The 22,651-nt window shown below is 68.2% G+C and carries 23 protein-coding genes; all 23 read left to right on the forward strand.

What is annotated here, in order from left to right:
* The coding region (locus tag QN141_09800; GenBank protein MDR7558768.1) for a dihydrofolate reductase family protein at positions 1 to 256 on the forward strand (256 nt) is incomplete at its 5' end.
* Between the two features lie 216 nt (positions 257 to 472).
* Complete coding sequence (locus tag QN141_09805) at positions 473 to 1,594, forward strand: DUF4236 domain-containing protein (protein ID MDR7558769.1); 1,122 nt, start codon at positions 473 to 475, stop codon at positions 1,592 to 1,594.
* 119 nt (positions 1,595 to 1,713) lie between these two features.
* Entirely contained in the window at positions 1,714 to 2,205 is a 492-nt protein-coding gene (locus tag QN141_09810) for a hypothetical protein (protein ID MDR7558770.1), read from the forward strand.
* 172 nt (positions 2,206 to 2,377) lie between these two features.
* On the forward strand, positions 2,378 to 3,274 hold the full coding sequence (locus QN141_09815) for an alpha/beta hydrolase (protein ID MDR7558771.1): 897 nt from the start codon (positions 2,378 to 2,380) through the stop codon (positions 3,272 to 3,274).
* A gap of 216 nt (positions 3,275 to 3,490) precedes the next feature.
* The gene (locus QN141_09820; protein MDR7558772.1) at positions 3,491 to 3,979 is read left to right on the forward strand and encodes a DUF2321 domain-containing protein; all 489 of its coding nucleotides are present in this window, start codon (positions 3,491 to 3,493) and stop codon (positions 3,977 to 3,979) included.
* A 100-nt stretch (positions 3,980 to 4,079) separates the two neighbouring features.
* On the forward strand, positions 4,080 to 4,451 hold the full coding sequence (locus QN141_09825) for a VOC family protein (GenBank protein MDR7558773.1): 372 nt from the start codon (positions 4,080 to 4,082) through the stop codon (positions 4,449 to 4,451).
* Between the two features lie 1,352 nt (positions 4,452 to 5,803).
* Positions 5,804 to 7,954 (forward strand): type I DNA topoisomerase, encoded by a 2,151-nt coding sequence (gene topA, locus QN141_09830; GenBank protein ID MDR7558774.1) that lies wholly within the window; start codon positions 5,804 to 5,806, stop codon positions 7,952 to 7,954.
* Positions 7,955 to 8,020: 66 nt separating this feature from the next.
* Entirely contained in the window at positions 8,021 to 8,887 is an 867-nt protein-coding gene (locus tag QN141_09835; protein MDR7558775.1) for a tyrosine recombinase, read from the forward strand.
* Positions 8,888 to 9,093: 206 nt separating this feature from the next.
* On the forward strand, positions 9,094 to 9,927 hold the full coding sequence (gene rpsB, locus QN141_09840; protein MDR7558776.1) for a 30S ribosomal protein S2: 834 nt from the start codon (positions 9,094 to 9,096) through the stop codon (positions 9,925 to 9,927).
* Entirely contained in the window at positions 9,928 to 10,518 is a 591-nt protein-coding gene (locus tag QN141_09845; protein ID MDR7558777.1) for a translation elongation factor Ts, read from the forward strand. It begins immediately after the preceding gene.
* A 28-nt stretch (positions 10,519 to 10,546) separates the two neighbouring features.
* Entirely contained in the window at positions 10,547 to 11,299 is a 753-nt protein-coding gene (pyrH, locus tag QN141_09850; protein MDR7558778.1) for a UMP kinase, read from the forward strand.
* Entirely contained in the window at positions 11,296 to 11,853 is a 558-nt protein-coding gene (gene frr / locus QN141_09855; protein MDR7558779.1) for a ribosome recycling factor, read from the forward strand. The genes pyrH and frr overlap by 4 nt, the downstream gene beginning before the upstream one ends.
* Entirely contained in the window at positions 11,853 to 12,059 is a 207-nt protein-coding gene (locus QN141_09860; protein MDR7558780.1) for a hypothetical protein, read from the forward strand. The genes frr and QN141_09860 overlap by 1 nt, the downstream gene beginning before the upstream one ends.
* 8 nt (positions 12,060 to 12,067) lie before the next feature.
* Entirely contained in the window at positions 12,068 to 12,787 is a 720-nt protein-coding gene (locus tag QN141_09865) for an isoprenyl transferase (protein MDR7558781.1), read from the forward strand.
* A 1-nt stretch (position 12,788) separates the two neighbouring features.
* The gene (locus tag QN141_09870; protein MDR7558782.1) at positions 12,789 to 13,643 is read left to right on the forward strand and encodes a phosphatidate cytidylyltransferase; all 855 of its coding nucleotides are present in this window, start codon (positions 12,789 to 12,791) and stop codon (positions 13,641 to 13,643) included.
* Positions 13,640 to 14,785: a 1-deoxy-D-xylulose-5-phosphate reductoisomerase gene (dxr, locus tag QN141_09875; GenBank protein ID MDR7558783.1), complete on the forward strand. Its 1,146-nt coding sequence runs from the start codon at positions 13,640 to 13,642 to the stop codon at positions 14,783 to 14,785. Before QN141_09870 ends, dxr begins: the two co-directional genes overlap by 4 nt.
* Positions 14,786 to 14,788: 3 nt before the next feature.
* Positions 14,789 to 15,811, forward strand: a complete 1,023-nt coding sequence (locus QN141_09880) for a M50 family metallopeptidase (GenBank protein MDR7558784.1) — start codon at positions 14,789 to 14,791, stop codon at positions 15,809 to 15,811.
* Between the two features lie 10 nt (positions 15,812 to 15,821).
* Positions 15,822 to 16,928, forward strand: a complete 1,107-nt coding sequence (gene ispG / locus QN141_09885) for a flavodoxin-dependent (E)-4-hydroxy-3-methylbut-2-enyl-diphosphate synthase (GenBank protein ID MDR7558785.1) — start codon at positions 15,822 to 15,824, stop codon at positions 16,926 to 16,928.
* Positions 16,925 to 17,590 (forward strand): MgtC/SapB family protein, encoded by a 666-nt coding sequence (locus tag QN141_09890; protein ID MDR7558786.1) that lies wholly within the window; start codon positions 16,925 to 16,927, stop codon positions 17,588 to 17,590. Before ispG ends, QN141_09890 begins: the two co-directional genes overlap by 4 nt.
* Entirely contained in the window at positions 17,587 to 18,267 is a 681-nt protein-coding gene (locus QN141_09895) for a rhomboid family intramembrane serine protease (GenBank protein MDR7558787.1), read from the forward strand. The genes QN141_09890 and QN141_09895 overlap by 4 nt, the downstream gene beginning before the upstream one ends.
* A 46-nt stretch (positions 18,268 to 18,313) precedes the next feature.
* Entirely contained in the window at positions 18,314 to 19,516 is a 1,203-nt protein-coding gene (locus QN141_09900; protein MDR7558788.1) for a methionine adenosyltransferase, read from the forward strand.
* Entirely contained in the window at positions 19,517 to 20,578 is a 1,062-nt protein-coding gene (locus QN141_09905) for a hypothetical protein (protein MDR7558789.1), read from the forward strand.
* A gap of 338 nt (positions 20,579 to 20,916) precedes the next feature.
* Complete coding sequence (locus tag QN141_09910; protein MDR7558790.1) at positions 20,917 to 22,647, forward strand: hypothetical protein; 1,731 nt, start codon at positions 20,917 to 20,919, stop codon at positions 22,645 to 22,647.
* Positions 22,648 to 22,651: the final 4 nt, after the last annotated feature.

Consider the following 22,651-nt stretch of genomic DNA (forward strand, 5'->3'; position numbering starts at 1 on the left):
ACTCCTCCACTCCAATCTCCGAGAAGAGATTATGAAGTTAAAACAACAGCCAGGAAAAAGTATTTTTATTGGCGGGCTGAACATCGCATCACAAGTTGCAGAATGGAATCTCATCGACGAGTATCACTTTGTCGTTCACCCGATTATTGCGGGAAAAGGTCCCCGCTTGTTCCAATCGATTGAGAACCTTAAATTAAATCTTGCTGGGTCAAAAACGTTTCGTTCGGGCGTTGTTGCGTTACATTACAAGAAATAAAAATGAAAAAAGCGGGCTAACACCGCGTGCAGCGGACGGGCGGGGGCATTCGCCCCGCCCAAAGGGATTCAGCCCCTTCGAGCATTTTCTACCTTTGGCATTTTTCCGCCAAATCCCCCGTCCGCCGCTAACGCCAGCCGTTAGGCTGACAAGAGCGGGGTGTTAGACTGGTCTGTGTAAACACGAGTTAGACGGCCGGATTGAGCGGAGATGACCATGGGCTTCTACATCAGGAAGGCGCTCAGAGTTGGCCCGCTTCGATTCAACCTGTCAAAGTCGGGCCTTGGCGTTTCCGTCGGGATCAAGGGCCTGCGGCTCGGCACAGGACCACGCGGAAACTATGTCCACATGGGCCGAGCAGGGCTCTACTATCGCAAGAGCCTCAATGTGCCCGAGGGAAGGGCAGCCGGCCGGCCGAACACACCTCAGCTATTGCCTCGCGAGCCTGCGCACCTCGGGGAGCCTCTTGGCACGGTGGGACCCCTACAGGATGTGGAAAGCGGCTCAGTCCACCAGATGGTTGATGCCTCGAGCGCGGAACTGCTGCGGGAGATGAACGAGAAGAGGAAGAAGGCCCGACTCCTACCGGGCGCGACCGTTCTGTGCGTCATGGTGGTGCTGCTGTTGATTGTCGGCAGTGCGCCCGTCTGGCTGGTCGTGCTGTTCGGCGCCTTGGCCATCGGAGTCTGCTGGTTGGTATTCATAAAAGATGAGCTCCGAAAGACGACCGTTATCCTCTACGACCTCGAACCGGAGGTCGAAACCGCATACGCACAGCTCCACGATGCGTTTGGCGTATTGCGTTCTTGCTCTCGGACATGGCACGTCGAAGCCCGCGGGGACGTCCGAGATCGCAAGTACCACGCGGGGGCTAGCGGGGTTGTGAAGCGCAAACAGATTACCTTGAGCACCGGTGCGCCGCCATTTGTCAAGACGAACATCGAGGTTCCGCTCGTCCCAGTCGGCCGGCAGGTGCTTGCGTTCATGCCGGATCGACTTTTCGTGTTCGATTCGGCCGCAGTCGGCGCCATCAACTACTCAGATCTCGCGCTTGATGTCGCCGAGATCCAGTTCGTTGAAGAGGAGGTTGTGCCTCAGGACGCGACGGTGGTCGGGAAGACGTGGCGTTACGTCAACAAGAAGGGCGGTCCCGATCGTAGGTTCAAGGACAATCGTGAGATCCCAATCTGCGCCTACGAACAGATCCATCTGTCGAGCACGACGGGGCTCAACGAGGTAATCCAGGTATCACGGCGGGGAGCTAGCACCACCCTGAGTCAGGCCCTGTCGTTGATGCGGAGCCTGCGGACAGATGAAAGCGCCGCGCCGGCCGTCTAACAACAGCATGCAGCGGGCGGCGCTGCGCGCCGCCGCTGATGCTGAGCGTTAGGCGCCGTCCCCTACTACCGCACTCGAACCGCGACCCCGCTCCTTGCTTGCCCGAGGAGGCCAAAAACATGACAACTCTTGTCCTCGACACCAACATCTACGATCGCATTGATGCTGATCCGCGCTTGGCCGCTGTCATCACCCACCTGTCCTCGATCGGCGCTCTCCGCATCCTCTCCACGCACGTGCAGGAAGGTGAACTGGCGGCTATACCAGACGAGGAGAAGAGAGCAAGGATCGCCCAGATACCTCGGGAGATCGTCCCGACCGCCGGGGCTGTGTTCGGCACCTCAAGGTACGGTGCATCGACCTACGGTGACGGGAGCGACAGCGGTATTGCCGTCGACCAAGTGCGCACTCCTTCAGGTGGGCGCACCGAGGATGCCCTCATCGCAACCACCGCGTCTCGCGACGCGGACTACCTCGTTACCGAGGATCAGTCGTTTGCGAACCGTGTGCGAAAGTTACAATCAAGGTGCGCCGTCATCGGCTTTTCGGAATTCAGGGATCTGGTAATCTCGCTTGACAGTCCGAGACGAACAGCTTCGGAGTCTGGGTAGGCGGCGCCTAACACTCGCTGAAGCTGACCCGGCTGGCGTACGGGAAGTGGGAGCTTATCTGGCCTTGGGGTTGCTGTAGAGTGGAGGGGTGCGTGGCCCGAGCTGCCGGGCAGCTTAGCTCGAGGCCGTTAGACGGCACGCGCTCAGCTCCGGTGGAGGTCGTCCGAATCTCATGACTGCCTTTGCGGTGCCAGGGCTTCGAACCGTAGTGGCCAACGGCGTTAACCTCGCCTATGTAGAGCGGGGGGCTGGCGCACCGAGCGTCGTGTTCGTGCACGGCGGCTACAGCGACCTTCGCACCTGGCTCCAGCAACTCGATGCGTTTGCCAAGGAGCACCGCGTCGTCGCGTACAGCCGCCGTTACGCTCGCCCCAATGAGGACATCCCCACGGGCCACGACGACCAGATGGGCCCGCACGTTGACGATCTCCTCAGCCTGATCCAGAGTCTCGATCTGGCCCCGGCGCACCTAGTTGGAAACTCGTGGGGCGCCTTTATCTGCCTGCTCGCCGCGCTTAAGGAGCCCGGTCTGGTGCGAACGCTCGTCTTGGGCGAGCCGCCAGTGCTTCCTCTCTTCATCAGCAACTCGCCGAAGCTCCGGGAATTGCTCGCCGTGTTCCTACGCGGTCCCAGGGATGCCATCAGTATCATGCGCTTCGGAGCGCAGGTCGTCGGGCCTGCCGAGAGGGCCTATCGGGCGGGGGAGTTGGACCGCGGCACGCGGATCTTTGTGACGGGGGTGTTGGGCTCCCGAGCGTTCGATGGCTTGCCAGAAGAGCGCAAGCGGCAGATGCGGGAAAACCACACCGCTGACGCCGCCCAGCTTCTGGGCGCCGGCTTTCCACCGCTTCGAGATTCCGACGTACGTCAAATCCAAACACCCACGCTCCTCGTTACTGGCGAACGTAGTCCCACGGTCCTGCGGCGCACGCTTACCCGCAGACTCGAGCACCTGCTGCCGAATGTCGAGCGAGTCGAGATTCCCGGGGCGTCACACCTGATGCACGAGGAAAACCCGGAGGGCTTCAACCGGGCCGTGCTACCGTTCTTGCAGCGGCACAAGGGGTGAGGCGCTTCGGAGACCTGGCGTCTCTGATTCGCGCGCCGTCTAACACGGCGTTGAACCTGTCGTGCTCGCCTGGCACGCGGGGGTGCGCTACGCGCAAGCCATGGTGCGGCCGGCTCGCACGCAGGTTAACGCCAGATCGTTCGGCTGACAAGAGCGGGGTGTTAGACTGGTCTGTGTAAACACGAGTTAGCCGCCGTATTCACTTGAGAGAGAGCCATGGGTTATTATGACGTCGCACAGATTTGTTTGAACGGTCACACTATTACGCGTAGTGCGCGTAGCTCGCCAGAGTTCACCAAGAAGTTTTGCCCTGAGTGTGGCGAACAGACCATTACCACCTGTCCACGCTGCAACCAGCCTATTCAAGGTGAATACCACGTTGAAGGCGTAGCAGCTATCGGTTTCAAGGATCCTCCTCCGCCAAACTTCTGTCATAATTGCGGTGAGCCTTATCCTTGGACAGAGCGAAAGATTCAATCTGCAAAAGCACTAGCCGATGAGTTTGACGACCTATCTTCGTCCGAACGAGAGAAACTAAAGCAAAGCCTTGACGACCTTTATCGTGATACTCCTCAAACTGAAGTTGCTGCTGTGCGGTTCAAGAAAATTATGGCTAAAGTTGGGAAGGAATCTTATGCAGCTATGAAGGAAATCATAATCGGAGTGTTGAGCGAAGCAGCCAGGAAGTCCATTTTCGGCGGCTAACATGCGCTTCCACCTGACGCCGCTCCGCTGCGCTTCGCGGCGCAGGTGAAGCGCAAGCCGTCAGGCGGCCGAGAGCAGGTCATGCAGGAAGGAAGGACTCATGCTGACTACATCCAAGTTCATCGCCTTCGCGGCAACCGGCGATGCCGCGCGCGCTCGCAACTTCTACGAACAGGTGCTGGGCCTTCGCCTCCTGGCCGATGAGCCGTTCGCGCTGGTCTTCGACGCAAACGGGGTAACCCTGCGCGTGCAAAAGGTTCAAGAAGTAAAGCCAGCGCCATATACCGCCCTTGGCTGGGCCGTCTCTGGTATCCGATCTACCGTCCAAGCGCTCGGCGGCCGTGGTGTTGCTTTCGAGCGTTATCCTTCACTGTCACAAGATGATTTGGGAGTCTGGACCTCCCCAAGTGGAGCACGGGTCGCATGGTTCAAGGATCCGGACGGCAATGTATTGTCCCTCACGCAGTCCTGAGCGTTCATCGTGCGGTCACCGAAGCGGCCGATGCGCGCGCTTTCCGGCGCTCAACGCACAACAGAGTTAGGAGTCCAAATGCGAGTCGCGTTGGTCGGAGCAACTGGAGTCCTTGGCCGGAACGTAGTTCCCATGCTCATAGAGAACGGCCACACGGTCCGGGTACTTGTCCGAGCGGAGGCCCAAGCAAGGCATCTTGAACAGGCTGGCGTCGAGACCGCCCTTGGTGACATCTTAGACCCGGGCACCCTGCTCCCAGTCACTTCCTCAACGGATGTAGTCCTTCACTTGGCCACCGCGATCCCGCGCGAAGGATCCCGAGCAACCTGGGCGGCCAATGATCGCATCCGACGAGAGGGCACTCGCAACCTGCTGGACGCATCCCTTCAGAACGGCGTTCCCAGGTATGTGCAGCAGAGCATAACGCTTCTCTACGGGGAGAGCACCGACGTCCCTGCGAACGAATCGTCGGTCCTTCGTCCCGCTCCCTTCATCCAGTCCGCCGCCGACATGGAGGAGATGGTTCGATCATCTCCGTTGGACTGGTGCATACTCCGAGGGGGCCTGTTCTATGGTCCAGGTACCGGCACGGACGACGGCTGGCGCAAAGCAGCTCGCGAAGTCACATTGCGCCTGCCTGCGGACGGCTCGGCTTTCATTTCTCTGATCCACGTGGTCGATATGGCTCGCGCCATCGTCCGGTCCGCTGAGTCTGCCCCTATACGAAGCGTCTTCAACGTTGTTGACGATCAGCCTGTGACCTACCGGGACTTGTTTAGGTACATAGCCGCCCAGGAAGGCAGTCTCCCCCCTGAACCTGGAGGCGATACCACGCTGCCTTCGCTCGCCTGCTCGAACGCAAGGATTCGTTCAGAACTGGGATGGTCGCCTGTATTCAAGACGTTTCGCTCTGGTCTCTCGGGGTCCCACAGAGCATCGGCCTAACAACTCGCTGGAGCCGACCTGGCCTGCCGCGTCCCGCTGTCCTCCGCCGGCTGTGGAGCTCATTGTGGAAGATTCGATCCTTTGATGCGCAGAAGGATTGGGGATGGTCGAGGGACGCGGGGAGGGTTTTCTTTCTCAGTCGGAAGGCAGATGGGGAAAGCGATGGCGGCTAACGGCCGCGGCAGCCGCCCGCCGCAGTCGTCGCCTGAAGCCCGCGGTCGTCCGCACGGCACGGCCTGCCGGCTCTCTTGACACCTCATGTTAAGGTAAGGGGTAGGTTTTCCCGGTGCGCCTATTCGCGACGTCGCAGAGGCGGATAATCCTGCCGCCGCGGCGCACCAGGTCTGGTGAGGGCGCTGCCGGGGTAGCGATACTCGCGGCAGATGTCGCAGCGCAACGGAGGTCCGGTGGCTAAGGCCAGGGCGCTGGTCGTCGTCGAATCGCCGACGAAGGCGCGGACGCTCAAGAAGCTGCTCGACCGGAAGTACGAGGTCGTGGCCTCGATGGGGCACGTCAAGGACCTGCCCCGCAGCCAGCTCGGCGTCGATGTGACGAACGGCTTCGAGCCCAAGTACATCGTGATCCGGGGGAAGCGCGCCATCCTCAAGGAGCTGAAGGAGGCGGCCAGGGGGGCCAGCGCCGTCTACATGGCCACCGACCCCGATCGCGAGGGGGAGGCCATCTCCTGGCACCTCTCCGACGTTCTGCGTCCGGTCAACCCCGAGATCAAGCGCATCGAGTTCCACGAGGTGACGAAAGAGGCGGTGCACCGGGCCCTGGCCCATCCCCGGGAGATCGACCTCAACCTGGTCAACGCGCAGCAGGCCCGGCGCATCCTGGACCGGCTGGTGGGCTACAAGTTGAGCCCGCTGCTGTGGCGCAAGATTCGCGGAGGGCTCAGCGCCGGACGGGTGCAGTCGGTGGCCGTGCGCCTGATCGTGGATCGGGAAAAGGAGATCGAGCGCTTCGTCCCCCAGGAGTACTGGAGCCTGCTGGCCCACCTGCGCAAGGGGAAGCAGCCCCTCGTGGCCCGCCTGTTCAGCCGCAACGGCGAGCGCTTCGGCTCGCCGGCGGAGGACGGAGTCACCGTCATCCGCTCCAGGGACGAGGTGGAGGCGATCGTCGCCGGGGTGCGCGACGCGCCCTTCCAGGTGCGCGAGGTCCGGCGCAAGGACCAGTTGCGGCATCCCGCGCCGCCGTTCACCACCAGCACGCTGCAGCAGGAGGCCAACCGCCGGCTGGGATTCACGGCCAGCCGGACGATGGCCGTGGCCCAGCAGCTCTACGAGGGTGTGGACCTCGGCCCGGAGGGGACGGTCGGACTGATCACCTACATGCGCACCGACTCGGTCCGCGTCGCGGAGTCCGCCCAGCGGGAGGCGCGCGCGTTCATCGCCAGGCAGTTCGGCAGCGCCTACGTGCCGGAGACGCCCCGGGTCTATCGCTCGCGCAAGGCCGCCCAGGACGCCCACGAGGCGATCCGGCCGACGGCGGTGCCGCGCACCCCCGAGGCCGTGCGCTCCTACCTCCGCAGCGATCAGTTCAAGGTCTACAAGCTGATCTGGGAACGCTTCGTGGCCAGCCAGATGAGTTCCGCCGTGATGGACACGCTCTCCGTGGACATCACGGCGGGGTCCTATCTGTTTCGGGCCACCGGAGCCAAGGTGAAGTTCCCCGGCTACCTGGCCGTGTATCACGACCTCCCGGAGAATGGGGAGAACGGCCTGGACCGCTGGCTGCCGGACCTGGTCGTTGGCGATCGCCTGGCCCTGGAGCGCCTCGAGCCCCAGCAGCACTTTACCCAGCCCCCGCCGCGCTACACGGAGGCCTCGCTGGTGCGCGCCCTGGAGGAACGCGGCATCGGCCGGCCCAGCACCTATGCGCCGACCATCGAGACGATCAAGCGGCGCGGCTATGTGCGCAGCCAGCAGCGGCGGCTGTACCCGACCGACCTGGGCCGCCTGGTCAACGACCTGCTGGTGGAGCACTTCAGCGACGTGATGGATTACGACTTCACGGCGACGCTGGAAGAAGAGCTGGACCAGATCGAGGAGGGCGCGCGGGACTGGAAGACGGTCGTCCAGCACTTCTACCGGCCCTTCGAGCAGGACCTCCGCCAGGCCGAGCTGACGATGCCGGAACTGGAAACACCGGTCGTCGAGATCGGCGAGGCCTGTCCCCAGTGCGGGCGGCCCCTGGTCCGCAAGCACGGCCGGTTCGGCGAGTTCATCGCCTGCAGCGGGTTTCCCGACTGCAAGTACACCCGTCCGTTGGGGATCGGGGTGGCCTGTCCCCAGTGCAAGGTGGGCGAGATCGTCGAGCGCCGCTCCCGCCGCGGGCGCATCTTCTACGGCTGCAGCACCTATCCGTCCTGCACCTTCACCAGCTGGGACCGCCCCACCGACCGGCGCTGTCCCGTGTGCGGGAGCCCGATGGCCGTCCACCAGGCGCGCGCCCGCCCGGAGTTCCGCTGCCTCAACAAGGCCTGCGGGCACCGTGAGGCGATGCCGACGGAGCGGCCGGAAGAACCGGTGCCGACGCCGGCCTCCTCGCCCTAGACTCCTCGCCGCAGAGGAGGGATCTTCCGCCGACGCGAAGCCGTAGTCCTCGTGGAGGAGGACCTGGTGGCCTTCCTGCGGGCCCTGGACGGCGAGCGCGGCCTCTCGCCCCACACCCTGGCCGCCTACCGCCGCGACGTCATCCGGCTGCTCCGGTTCGTGCGGTCGCTGGGGGTGACCGCCTGGGGCGGGGTGACCACGCCGGTGGTGCGGCGGTATGTCGCTCACCTCGACCGCCGCTATGCCCGGACCGCCGTGGCCCGACAGCTTTCCGCCCTGCGCACGCTGTTCCGGTACCTCTATCGGGAGGGGAAGGTCTCCCGCAACCCCTTCGCCCTGGTCTCCGCACCGAAGCGCACGCGCCGCCTCCCGTCCTTCCTCAGTTCGGCCGAGATCGCCGCGCTGTTGAGCGCCCCCGATCCCGAGACCCCCCTCGGCCTGCGGGATCGGGCGTTGCTGGAGGTGCTGTACGCCACGGGGCTCCGCGTCGGTGAACTGGTCGCCCTGCCGGTGGCGGGCGCCGCCGCCTCCGATGAGCTGCGGGTGGTGGGCAAAGGCCGCCGCGAGCGCGTCGTCCTCATGGGCGCCGCCGCCCGGGAGGCGCTGCGGCGCTACCTCGAGGCGGGCCGACCGGCTCTGGTCCGGGGCAGGGATCCCGGGACGCTCTTCCTGAACGCCCGGGGCGGCCCGCTGACCGACCGCGGGGTGCGGCTGATCGTCGACCGCCACATCCGGGCCGCCGCGCTCGGCCGCCGCATCAGTCCCCACGCCCTGCGCCACACCTTCGCCACGCACCTGCTGGACGGCGGGGCCGACCTGCGCAGCGTCCAGGAGTTGCTCGGCCACGCCAACCTGGCCACAACGCAGATCTACACCCACGTCTCGCGGGACTGGCTGAAGCGCGTCCACGCCCGGGCCCACCCGCGGGCCTGAGCCGGTGGGCGCGGCCCGGGCCGTGGTGAACGGCGGCACCGTTTGTGCTATACTACGTCGGGCTGTTTGACGACAGGGACGCCCCGCGCGGCAACCGCGGGGCGAGTCGTCTATCACGCACGCCGTGCGACCGCCACCGGGGTGCCCGTCAGGGTCCGGGGCCGGGATGAGCAGGGCGGAGGGAGAACCGGGGAGGAGGACAGACCTTGCCCGTTGTCACGATGAAGCAGTTGCTCGAGGCCGGGGTCCACTTCGGCCATCAGACGCGCCGGTGGAACCCCAAGATGGCCCCCTTCATCTTCACCGAGCGCAACGGCATCCACATCATCGACCTGCAGAAGAGCGTGCCGTTGATCGAAGAGGCCTACCGCTTCGTGCGGGAGACCGTGGCCCAGGGGCGCGCCTGCCTGTTCGTGGGCACCAAAAAGCAGGCCCAGGATGCCATCCGGGAGGAGGCCACGCGGGCCGGCCAGCCCTACGTGGCCCAGCGCTGGCTGGGCGGCATGCTCACCAACTTCCAGACGATCCGCAAGCGGGTGGAGCGGTTGCGCGAGATCGAGGACATCCGCGATCGCGGGTTGATGGACGTCCTGCCCAAGCGCGAACAGGCCCGGATGCTCGAGGAGCTGGCGCGCCTGGAGAAGTACCTGGGCGGGATCAAGACGATGACCACGCTGCCCGGCGCGGTCTACGTGGTGGACACGCGCAAGGAGCACATTGCCGTCTTGGAGGCCCGCAAGCTCGGCATCCCCGTGGTGGCCATCGTCGACACCAACTGCGACCCCGACGAGGTGGACTATCCCATCCCGGGCAACGACGATGCGATCCGGGCCGTGCGGCTGATCACCAGCCGCGTGGCCAACGCCGCCCTGGAGGGGCTGGAAGAACGCCGCAAGCGGGAGGTGGTGGAGGGCGCCCCGGCGCCCGCCGAGGCGCCGGCCGCCGCCGAGGAAGAGGAGCTGGTGGTGGAAGAGATGCAGGGGATCGACGAGTTTGCCGAGGCGATCCCGGAGGCCGACCTGGAGGAAGTGGAGCGGTAAATGGAGCGCCGGACCGTCGAGATCAGCACCGCGCAGATCAGGGAACTCCGCGCCCGCACGGGGGCGGGGATCGTGGACTGCCGCACCGCCCTCCAACAGGCCGAGGGCGACCTGGACCGGGCGGCGGAGATCCTGCGGGCCAAGGGGCTCCTCACGGCCCAGAAGAAGGCCGGCCGCACGGCCCTGGAGGGTCTGGTCGAAGCCTACATCCACACCGGCGGAAAAGTCGGGGCCATGGTCGAGGTGAACTGCGAAACCGACTTCGTCGCGCGGACGGAGGAGTTCCGGCGCCTGTGCCGCGACCTGGCCATGCAGGTGGCGGCCAGTGCCCCGCGCTACGTGAGTCGTGAAGAGGTGCCCCCGGACGTCATCGCCGAGCAGCGTCGCCTCATCGCCGCGGAGCTGGGCGGGACCCCCCCGGCGGCGGTGGAGAGCCGGCTGAACCAGTGGTTCCAGGAGGAGGTCCTCCTGGAGCAGCCGTTCATCCGCGACACGGGCAAGACGGTCCGGGACCTCGTCACGGAGGCCGTCGCACGCCTCGGTGAGAATATTCAGATCCGGCGGTTCGCTCGGTTCAAGATCGGGGAGTAGAATCGGCCGGAGGAAGGAGGCGGGACCAATTTCCTCCGGGAATCCGACACCCAAGTACAGACGCATTCTGCTGAAGCTCAGCGGCGAGGCCCTGGCCGGTGACGGTCCCTCGGGCCTCGACCCTCAGGTCCTCCACCTCGTGGCCCGCGAAGTCCGCTCCGTCACCGCCTCCGGTGTACAGGTGGCGATCGTGGTCGGCGGGGGGAACATCATCCGCGGCAGCGACGTCAGCGCCCGGGTCGGCGTGGACCAGGTGACGGCGCACCACATGGGCATGCTGGCCACGGTGATCAACGCCCTGGCCCTGCAGGACATCATGGAAAAGGAAGGGCTCACGACGCGGGTGCAGACCGCCATCGAGATGCACCAGATTGCCGAGCCCTTCATCCGCCGCCGCGCCATCCGCCATCTGGAAAAGGGGCGCGTCGTGATCTTCGCCGGGGGGACCGGCAGCCCGTATTTCACCACGGACACCGCCGCCGCCCTGCGCGCCATCGAGATCGAGGCCGACGCGCTGCTCATGGCCAAGAAGGGCGTGGGCGGCGTCTACGACAAGGATCCCCGCCGCCATCCCGACGCCGTCATGTTCCGCCGGCTGGGCTACATGGATGTCCTGAACAAGGACCTCAAGGTGATGGACGCCACGGCGGTGGCCCTGTGCAAGGACAACAACATGGACATCGTGGTCTTCGACGTGGCGGAGCAGGGCAACATCCGGCGGGCGGTGCTGGGCGAAGAGGTGGGGACGCTGGTCACGAGTTCGGCCGGAGGGCGGCCGTGATCCAGGAGATCATCGCCGACGCCAAGAGCCGCTTTCAGAAAGCGATCGAGGCCACGCGCCACGAGTTCGCCAGCATCCGCACAGGCCGGGCCAGCCCGGCATTGCTGGAGCAGATCCGCATCGACTACTATGGCGTCCCCACGCCGATCACCCAGCTGGCCACGGTGACCGTGCCCGAGCCCCGCCTCCTGGTCATCACGCCCTGGGACAAGAAGTTCGTCAAGGAGGTGGAGCGGGCGATCCTGAAGAGCGAGCTGGGCCTGGTCCCGTCCTCCGACGGCACCCACGTGCGCGTGCCCATCCCGCCCCTCACCGAGGAGCGCCGCCGGGAGCTGGTGAAGGTCGCCCATCGCCACGCCGAGGAGGGCCGCGTCGCGGTGCGCAACATCCGCCGCGAGGCCAAGGAGATGATCGAAGAGCTGGAGGAGGCGGGCGAGATCTCCGAAGACGACAGCCGACGCGCGATGGAAGAGTTGCAGAAACTCACCGACAAGGCCATCGCGGATATCGACGCCCTGCTGGCGGCCAAGGACCGGGAGATCATGGAAGTGTGATGTCCGCCTCCGAGGTGGTCGGTCTCGAGCTGGACGACGCGCGGACCCGCCTGGCGGAGCGGGGCCTGACCGTGCGCTCCGTGGCGGAAACTCGGCCTCCCCGTCCGGTGGAGCTGACCGGCCGCTACCGCGTCGTCCGGGTCCGGCAGGACGGCTCCGCCGTGGACCTGGTGGTCACCCGGGAACGGTACGTTCCCCGCGGGTAGCGGCCCCGGTGCTGGACCCGACCCGCGTCCCCGCCCACATCGCGATCATCATGGACGGCAACGGCCGCTGGGCCGCCTCCCGGGCCCTGCCGCGGGCGGAGGGCCACCGGGCCGGCGTGGAAGCGGCCCGCCGGACTTTCCGCGCCTGCCGCGATCTGGGGGTGCGCGTGCTGTCCCTGTTTGCCTTTTCCACCGAGAACTGGCGTCGTCCCTCCGACGAGGTCGAAGCCCTGATGCAGCTGCTGGCGCGGACGGTCCGGGAGGAAGCCGACGAGCTCGTCCAGGGCGGGGTCCAGCTCCGCGTCAGCGGGGACCTCAGCAGGCTCGAGCCGTCGGTGCGCCGCGATGTGGAGCAGGTGGTCGCGCTCACCCGGGCGCACCAGGCCTTCGTCCTGAACGTCGCCTACAGCTACGGCGGCCGGGCCGAGATTGTGAGCGCCGCCCGCCGGCTCAGCGCGCTCGTGGCCTCAGGCGAGCTGGCCCCCGGGGAGATCACCGAAGAGGTCTTCGGCCGGTACCTGACCACCGCCGGGCTGCCCGATCCCGACCTGCTCATCCGCACCGGAGGGGAGCAGCGGCTGAGCAACTTCCTGCTCTGGCAGATCGCCTACACGGAACTGTACTTCACCGACGTCCACTGGCCGGACTTTGACCGCCGCCACCTGGAGGACGCCGTCGCCGCCTACCAGCGCCGCCGGCGCCGCTTCGGCGGCGTGGAAGGGGTCTGATGTGGACGAAACCCTCTCCGACCGTTTCCGGCGCGCCTCCCTCCGCATGCGGATCCTCACCGCCGCGGCCGGCATCCCGGTGGTCGTCATCGCCCTGTGGCTGGGCGGCCGGTGGTGGACGGGGATGGTCGTGCTCGTCGCCCTGCTCGGATGGCACGAGTTCGTCCGGCTGCACCGCCTGGGGAAGGGCCACCGGGCCGCTTCGCTCGTCGTGCTGGCCGTTCTCTTCGCGCTCCTGCTCCGGGTGTCTTCGGCCGTCGCCAGCGGGGTGCTGGCGGTGTGGGCGGCCGCTCTCGTCGCCGACACAGTCCCCTCCTTCCGGCGGGGACGTCTGCAGTCGCTCCCGCCGGCCCGGCGGACGGAAGCGTTCCGGGCCGCCTGGCACGCCGGGCTGGGCGGATGGTATCTCGCCGTGCCGACGGCGGTGCTGGCACGGTGGCGCTCGGAGTTTCCCGCGGCGTCCGTGCTGTCGTTCTTTCTCGTGGTGTGGGCCACCGATACCGCCGCCTACTTCATCGGGGTAGGCGCCGGACGGCACAGGCTCGCCCCGGCGATCAGCCCCGGAAAGAGCTGGGAGGGCGCGGCGGCCGGCCTGGCCGCCGGGGCGCTCGCCGGATTCCTGACGGCGGGGTGGTGGGCGATGCCTCCCGGCCGCGCCGCCGTGGTGGGCGCGTTGATCGCGCTGGCCTCCCAGATCGGCGACCTCGCCGAATCGGCCATGAAGAGGAAGGCGGGCGTAAAGGACGCGGGCAGTCTCCTTCCCGGTCACGGCGGCATCCTCGACCGGTTCGACGGCGTCTTCGTCGCCGCGCCGGCGGCGTATCTCCTCGCCCGGCTGTGGGGGATGCCGCGGTGACGCGGCTGGCCATTCTCGGCTCGACCGGGAGTATCGGGCGTCAGGCGCTGGAGGTGGTGGACGCCCTGGCCGGAGAGATCCGGGTGGTCGCCCTCGGCGCGCGGCGCGATGCGGAGGGGCTCCTGGCCCAGGCCCGCCGCTATCGACCCCAGGCGGTGGCGCTGGTTGAGGAGACTGCGGCCGCCGTGCTGCGGGCAGGTCTGGTCGGGGAGACGGCCGTCTACTCCGGACCCGACGCCCTGACGCGCCTGACCACCGCGGTGGAGGCCGACGTGGTCCTGGTCGCGGTCGTCGGCGTGGCCGGTCTGGCGCCCGCGCTGGCGGCGTTGCGGGCGGGCTGCGATCTGGCTCTGGCCACCAAGGAGGCGCTGGTGGCGGGAGGGGCCCTGGTGATGCGCGAGGCGCGGGAACGGGGCCGCCGGGTGCTGCCGGTGGACAGCGAGCATGCCGCCGTGGCCCAGTGCCTGCGGGGGGAAGACCCCTCGGCCGTGCGGCGAATCCTGTTGACGGGATCGGGCGGACCGTTCCTCCGCCGACCCCTGGAGACCCTCCGGGACGCCACCCCGCAGGAGGCGCTGGCGCATCCGACCTGGAGGATGGGAGCCAAGATCACCGTGGACAGCGCCACGCTGATGAACAAGGGCCTGGAGGTGATCGAGGCGCACTGGCTGTTCGGGCTGGCCGCGGAGCAGATCGACGTCGTCATCCACCCGCAGAGCGTGGTGCACTCCCTGGTCGAGTTCGTGGACGGGAGCGTGAAGGCGCAGCTGGCGCCGCCCGATATGCGCCTGGTGATCGCCCACGCCCTGACCGCGCCCATGCGCCGCCCCCTGCCCGCGCTGCCGGCGATGGAATGGGACGGCCTGCAACTGACGTTTGAACGCCCGGACCCGGCGAGATATCCTTGCCTGGGACTGGCCTACGACGCACTGCGCAGGGGAGGCACGATGCCCGCCGTGTTGAACGCGGCCAACGAGGTGGCGGTGGAGCGCTTTCTGGCCGGCGGCGTGCCCTTCACCGGAATCGCCCGGGCCGTCGCCGAGACGATGGCCGCCCACCATCCCGTCCCCGATCCGACGCTGGAAGAGATCGTGGCCGCCGACGCCTGGGCGCGCGGCCGGGCCCTGGCGGCGCTGGGATAGCAGATGCCCAACATCGTCGCCGCCGTCATCGCCTTCAGCATCATGATCCTGGTGCACGAACTGGGGCACTTCCTGATGGCCAAGCGCGTGGGGATCACCGTCTACGCTTTTGCCATCGGCTTCGGCCCGCGGGTGGTCGGGTTCAGGCGGGGCGAGACCACCTACGCCATCAACGCGCTCCCCTTCGGCGGCTATGTCCGGATGGCGGGGGAGGATCTGGACGAGGCCGGAGGCGCGGGGAGCTTCCGCAGCATGTCGGTCTGGCAGCGGATGACGGTGGTGGTGGCCGGCCCGGCCATGAACCTCCTCCTGGCCCTGCTGCTGCTGATGAGCACCGCCCTCATCGTCGGCGTCCCCACCGGGGTGAGCAATCGGATCGGACAGCTGATGCCGGGCTGGCCGGCCGAACAGGTCGGCCTCCGACCGGGCGACGCCATCGTCGCCATCGACGGCGAGCCGATGGACAGCGGGCAGGAGGTCATCGACACCATCCACGCCCGCCCGAACCAGGAGCTGCACCTCACCGTGGAGCGCGACGGGCGGCGCTTCGAGGTGACCGTGCGCTCCCGGCTCGACCCCGACCAGCGGATCGGCCTCATCGGATTTCGGCCGGAGGCGATTCGCGAACATATGGGACCCCTGCGGGCCCTGGCCTGGGCCGCGGGCACCGTAGGGGAAACCGTGGACGTGATCTTCACCACGCTGGTCGGGCTGGTGCGGCAGGGCCGCGGGGTCTTCGATCAACTGGCCGGTCCGGTGGGGGCGGTGCGGTTCCTCGGCGAAGCGGGAGCGGCCGGGGCGGAGATCTTTGTCTACACCGCCGCCGCGCTCTCCATCATGATCGGCATCTTCAACCTGCTGCCGTTCCCGGCCCTCGACGGCGGGCGGCTGCTGTTCCTCCTCGTGGAGGCCGTGCGTCGCCGGCCGGTCGATCCCCGGCGCGAAGGATACATCCACCTGGTGGGGTTTGCGCTGCTCCTCCTGCTGCTGCTAACATTGACCGTACGCGATATCGGGAGACTCTGACCGTCCGGCGATGACGATCACCACCTCCACCGCGGCCACCGTGCCCCACCGCGCGCGCACCCGGCGGGTCCGGGTCGGACGCGTCGAGATCGGCGGCGGCGCGCCGGTCTCGGTGCAGTCCATGACCACCACCGACACCCGGGACATCGATGGCACCCTGGTGCAGATCTACCAGCTCGCCGCGGAGGGCTGCGAGATCGTCCGGCTGGCGGTCCCCGACGCGGAGGCGGCGGAGGCCCTGGGGGCGATCAGGCCGCGCAGCCCCCTCCCGATCGTCGCCGACATCCACTTCGACCACCGTCTGGCGCTGCGGGCGCTGGAGGCCGGGGTGGACAAGCTGCGCCTCAACCCCGGGAACATCGGGAGCCGCAGCCGCACCCGCCTGGTGGCCCAGGCGGCGAAGGAGCGCGGCGTCCCGATCCGCATCGGCGCCAACATCGGCTCCCTCAGCAAGGCCACGCTGCGCAAGTTCGGGGCGCCGTGCGCCGCCGCCCTCGTGGAGAGCGCGCTGGAGGACGTCCGGGTCCTGGAGGATCTGGAGTTCCACGACATCGTCATCTCGGTGAAGGCGTCGGAGGTGCCGATGGCCGTGGAGGCCTACACGATGATCGCCGAGCAGGTGGACTACCCCCTGCACGTGGGCATCACCGAGGCGGGGACGGCCTGGGCCGGAGGCATCAAGTCGGCGGCGGGGATCGGCGCCATCCTGGCGCGCGGGATCGGCGACACGATCCGCGTCTCGCTCGCCGCCGATCCGGTAGAAGAGGTCAGGGTCGGCTTCGAGATCCTGAAGAGCCTTGGCCTGCGCACCCGCGGGGTCCAGCTGGTGGCCTGCCCGTCCTGCGGCCGGGCCGAGGTGGACATCATCGCCATCGCCCAGGAGGTCGAGCGCCGGCTGGCGCAGGTGCGGGCGCCGGTGAAGGTGGCCGTGATGGGCTGCGCGGTGAACGGTCCGGGGGAGGCGCGCATGGCCGACCTGGGGATCGCCTGCGGCCGGGGCAGGGGGTTGCTGTTCAAGGCCGGCAAGATCATCGCCAGCCTGCCCGAGGAGGAGCTGGTGGACGCCCTGATGGAGCAGGTGGAGCAGGTGGCACGGGAGAAGGCGGGGGCGGGATGACCCCGGCGTGGGAGGCGGCGGTGCGCCTGCTGCTGGCCGTCGTCCTGGGCGGGGTCGTCGGCTGGCAGCGGGAGAGCGCGGACAAGCCGGCGGGGTTCCGCACCCACATCCTCGTGTGCGTGGGGGCGGCGCTGTTCACCCTGATCTCCGCGGTGGGGTTCTTCGGCACAGGGGCGGACCCCGCGCGCGTGGCCAGCAACATCGTGGTCGGCATCGGGTTCCTGGGGGCCGGGACGATCTGGCGGACCCAGGCCAGCGTGGTGGGTCTCACCACCGCGGCCAGCCTGTGGACCGTGGCCGCGATCGGAACGGCGGTCGGCGTCGGCTACTACTTCGGCGCCATTGCGGCCACGGCCATCGTCCTGGGGGTCCTCACCTTCCTCAAGGTCTTCGAAGCGCGGATCCCGCGGCGCGGTCTCGGCCACGTGGTTATGGTGATGACCGACCGGCCGGGGCAGCTGGGCCGGATCGGCACGGTGCTGGGCGCCTACGGCGTGAACATCGAGCACGTGGACCTCTCCGCCCGGATGGACAACAAAGTGGTCCTGGCCCTGGCCGCCCGCATCCCCCCGCGCGTCAGCCGGGACGAGATCCTAGTGGCGCTGGGAGACGTGGAGGGCGTCGAAGAAGTGCGCTGGGAAGACGGCAACGCGGCGGCATGATCCCGCTGCGCGACGAGAATCCATCCTCCTCGCGGCCGATCGTCACCTACCTGATCATCCTGGCCAACGTCCTGGTGTTCCTCTTCATGCTCGGCCTGGGCTCGGACGCCGCCGTCGAGCGCTTCGTCCTGGCCTACGGCGCGGTCCCGGCCCGGATCACCGGGGCGGCCGCCGGCGCCCCGGCCGCGTACCCGACGCTCTTGACCTCCATGTTCCTCCACGGCGGCTGGGCCCATCTGCTGGGGAACATGCTCTACCTGTGGATCTTCGGGGACAATGTGGAAGACCTGATGGGCCACGGCCGGTTCCTGATCTTCTACCTGCTCACGGGGATGGCCGCGGTCTGGGCCCACATCCTCACCGCTCCGGCCTCCGCCGTGCCGTTGATCGGCGCCAGCGGGGCCATCGCCGGCGTGCTGGGGGCCTACCTGGCGCTCTTTCCCCGCGCCCGGATCATCTCGCTGGTCCCCTTCGGGTACTTCCTGCGGGTCGTGGCCGTGCCCGCCGTGCTCTTCCTGCCGCTGTGGTTCCTCCTGCAGTTTGTCCAGGGCGTGGCCACCCTGGGCGCGGAGACGGCGGGGGTGGCCTGGTGGGCGCACATCGGCGGATTCGCCTCCGGGTTTGTGCTGGTCTGGGTCTTCGCCCGGCGCCGCCGCAGCAGGCGGGAGTGGTGGTGAGGTCGAAGGGATGTCTGCCGCGTCGGGAAGAGAAGGAGGTCCGCAGGTGCAGATCACGGTGGAAGTGCTGGGCGGCAAACCCGTCTACGAGCACGAGGTGGAGATCGTCGAACGCAAGGGCGTCGGGCATCCCGATTCCATCTGCGACGCGATCATGGAGCAGGTCAGCATCGAGCTGAGCCGCGAATACCTGCGCCAGTGCGGCGTCGTCCTCCACCACAACATCGACAAGGCCTTCCTCGTCGCCGGCACCGCCGAGATCCGGCTGGGCGGCGGCCGCATCGTGGAGCCCATGCGCCTGATCTTCGGCGACCGGGCCACCTACGAGCTGAACGGGAAGACCCTGCCCGTGGCCGAGATTGCCGTCGGCACGGCCAAGCGCTGGATCCGCGACCACCTGCGCTTTGTGGATCCCGAGGAGCACGTACGCTACGACGTGCAGATCAAGCCCGGCTCCCCCGAGCTCGTGGACATCTTCAGCCGGTCGACGCCCGGGGCCAACGATACCTCCGCCGCCGTAGGGTATGCGCCGCTGACCGAGACCGAGCGGCTGGTCCTCCAGACGGAGAACTACATGAACTCCCCGCGGTTCAAGGAGATGTTCCCCGAGGCGGGCGAGGACATCAAGGTGATGGGATTCCGGCGCGGCGCCGCCCTCGACCTCACGGCCGCCGTGGCTTTCGTGGACCGCTTCATCGACTCGGAGGAGACCTACTTCCGCCGCAAGCGGCAGATGCAGGAGGCGGTGGAGGAGTTCATCCGCGGCGAGGTCCGTACCCTGGAGCGCGTCGACCTCCATCTGAACACCCTGGACGCGCCGGGACGGGGCCTGGGGGGGATGTATCTTTCGGTCACCGGCACCTCGGCGGAGAGCGGCGACAGCGGGCAGATCGGACGCGGCAACAAGGTGAACGGCGTGATCGCCCTCAACCGCCCCATGGGGACCGAAGCGGCGGCCGGCAAGAATCCGGTGTCGCACGTGGGCAAGATCTACACCATCCTCACCCACCAGGTGGCGGCGAAGATCTACAGCGAGGTGCGCGGCATCCGCGAGGTCTACGTCTGGATGCTCAGCCAGATCGGCGCGCCCATCGACCGCCCCAAGGTCGCCGCCGCCCAGATCATTCTGGAGAAGCGCGCGCGCGAGGCGGTGGCCAGGCGCAAGGTGGCCGAGATCATGGAACGCGAGCTGGGCAGGATCAACGCGCTGACGCGCGAGCTGGCGGAAGGGAAGTACCCCGTCGTCTAGTTGATTCGACTGCCGGCATTTCTGCTGGCGGCGGTGATCGCCGCCGTCACCGTCGCGGGGTGTCAGGTGCGCCGGGCTCCCGGCCCGGAGAGCACACGCCAGCTGCGCGTGGCCCTGGTCCGCAGGATCATCGAAGAACCGGCGCTCAGCCCCGCCGCCTGGAGCCCCGACGGGAGACGGTTCGCCTTCGGGGGCGCCCAGGGGCTGTTCGTAGCCGCGCCCGACGGCCGGCCCCGGCGCATCGGTCCCGGCGGCGTGATCACCACCGTCGTCTGGTCCCGCCCCCTCGACCTGCTGGCTGTGATCGAGCAGGGCGCGACCTGGGTGGTCCGCGCCGATGGATCGCACCGCCGCCGTCTCGCCCTCCCGGGGTTCGCCACGGGAGCGGCCTGGTCGCCGGGCGGCGACCGGCTGGGCGTGGTGCTGCGCCGCGACGGAGGGAGCGCGGCCGTCTATGAGCTGTGGCTGGTCAGCCCCGACGGCGGGTTGCAGCGTTTCGTGCACCGCGCGCCGCCGGGAGGCGTCATGCGCCACCTGCAGTGGTTCCCGGACAGCCTCTACCTTTTATATGGGCTGTCGTCCGCAGACAGCGACGTCCTGACCGAAGTCTGGCGCGTGCGCGTCTCCTATCCCGATCGCCGCCGCCTCCCGGTGCCCGGCGGGGCGATGGAGCTGCGACTGTCACCGACCGGACGGGCCATCGCCTATGTCGCCGGCCCCTCGGCCGAGCACGGTCGGGGGCAGGTGGTGATCACCCGTCCGGACGGCACGGGGCGCGTCCTGCTCACGCCCGAATCCGGTCGCTACAGCGGCCTGAGCTGGTCGCCGCAGGGCGACAAGCTGGCCTTCGGCCGACTGCTCGATGAGGCGCATGCCGAGATCTGGATCGCGGATGCCGACGGCTCAGGACGACTGGAGGTGTCGTCCTACGCCCTGGAGTTCTCCGATCCCAGCATCGCGCTGTCCACCTCCTGGGCGCCCGACGGCCGGCGGCTGTTGTTCGGCACCAACTCCGGCACCTTCCAGGGTCCGATCTGGATGGCCGCCCTGGAGCGGCGCTGACGCCCGCTTCCGCTGGCTTGACAAGCCGCTCGGCCCTTTCATAATAAGAGGCTGAAATGCCGCTATATGAGTATCGGTGCACAGTCTGTAATCACGTCTTCGACGTCTACCACGAGGTCGGCGGATCTTCCGGTCCCTGTCCGGTCTGCGGAGGTCCGGCCCGGCGGATCTTCACCTCGGTGGGGCTGATCTTCAAGGGATCGGGGTTCCACAGCACCGACTATCGGAAGCCCGCGGCGCGCGAGGGAGACGCGGCGCAGGGAAGGACGCCGGAGACGGGCGGGGCAAAGGAAGGTCCCAAAGGCACGGAGGCGGCGTCGAAGGGCCCCTGAGCGCCGATGGCCGCATCCGCGAAGCGGTGGGGACATGGCCTGATCGCCATGTCCCTTGTGTTTTGCGGGGCGCTGTCGGCTCAGGCCGCCCCGTCGGTCGAGTGGAGCGCGGAGGTTGGTCTCGGCGGATGGGTGGTGCCGGGGAAGTTCGCGCCGCTGCGCATCGACCTCACCGCGGCGTCCGAGGGCCTCGGCCTGCTCGAGGTCACGGTCCCGCAGGCGGGCGGAGGCCGCGTCACCCATCGCCGCGCGATCCGGCTCGCACCGGGCGCGCGACAGCAGATCACCTTTGAGGTGACGGTGACCGACCCTCGGCGCCCCATCACGGTGCGGCTGCGCCGCGACGGCGACGAGATCGCCCGGCAGGAGATCCGCGTGGGTTCCGGGCGCGTGGCGGAAGGGATCGTCGCCGCGCTGACGCCCGAACGCGCCGGGCTGGAGTTCCTGGCCTCCGGGAGCCGCCGGCGGGCGGCCTACCTGGTCGAGGCGACGATGCCCTCGCGCTGGCAGTTCTACGACGCCGCCGATCTCGTCGTCCTGGATGCGCTCCTCGCTTCGACCCTGCTGCCGGCGCAACAGGAGGCGCTCGTGGGGTGGGTGGCGCAGGGCGGTCGACTGCTGGTCGTGCCCCGGGACGGACTCCCCGCAGAGCCGTGGCTGGCGGCGCTGCTGCCCGCCCGCGTCGGGCCCCCGGCACACCTGCCCGGGTTTCCTTTCCCGCTCCTGCGCCTCAGCCCAGAGGTGCCCACCGAGCGGACCGGCGAAGAGGATTTCCCGCTCGCGGTGCGTCGCCGCTTCGGCCTGGGCCTTGTGGAACTCTGGGCCTTCGATCCCTTCTCCCCGGCCGCCCGAGCCTGGCCGGGACGGGTGGGCCTCTGGCAGTCGCTGCTGGCGACGCCCGGGCCGACGGCGGCGGTCCCCCCGGCGCTGATCGACGAGCTGCCCCGCACCCGTCCCCTGCCGGGCAGCACCCAGGTCGCCCTGGCGGGTCTGTCGGTCGCCTACCTCGCCGCCATGCGGCTGGTCCTCCGTCGGTGGAGCGGCCTGCGCGGCGGGTGGATCCTCGTGCCGGCGGTCGTCGGGGTCTTCGCCACCGCTCTGTATGCCGTGGCCTCGGGGGCGCGCGAGGCGGCGCGTTCCATCGCCCAGGTGTCCGTGGTGGAGGTCCTGCCGGAGGCGCGGCGGGCCCGCGTGACGACCGTCGTCTCCCTCATCGCCCCGTACGGCGGCAGCGTGACGGCCCATCTTCCCGCCGGGGCGGCCGTCCGGCTGCTCGAGGACGGGTGGATCGTCCTCGACGAGAGCGCCCGCACCGTGACGGGCGGCGCGCGAAGAGGGAGTGTGGCGCTGGAAGTCCGCCAGATCATCGAGATCGATCTGTACGCCGCGGTGGTCGACAGCGCCGCTGCGCCGCAGCTCCTTTTCTCCGGCGACAGCCCGCCGCCGGTGGACGGACTGCTGGCCAGAGGCCGCCAGATCTATCGTCTCGGATCAGGTCCTGTGCCCCGGCGGATGCCCCTGGACCCTGCGGGGTGGACGACGTGGGACCGACCCGGCGTGCTCGGCACCGATCTCGCCTCGCGCGCCGTCGAGGTTCTCCTGGCCCACCTGGCCCAACGGCCTGAGGAGCTGTGGCTCGTCGGGCGGCACGTCGACGATCGGACCGCACTGCGTCTGCCGGGCGGCGGAATGGGGGAATCGAGCCGCCTCCTCCTGCTGCCGGTGACGCTGCCGTAGGACG

The organism is Armatimonadota bacterium (assembly GCA_031459765.1).
In the GTDB taxonomy this organism is placed as follows: domain Bacteria; phylum Sysuimicrobiota; class Sysuimicrobiia; order Sysuimicrobiales; family Kaftiobacteriaceae; genus Kaftiobacterium; species Kaftiobacterium secundum.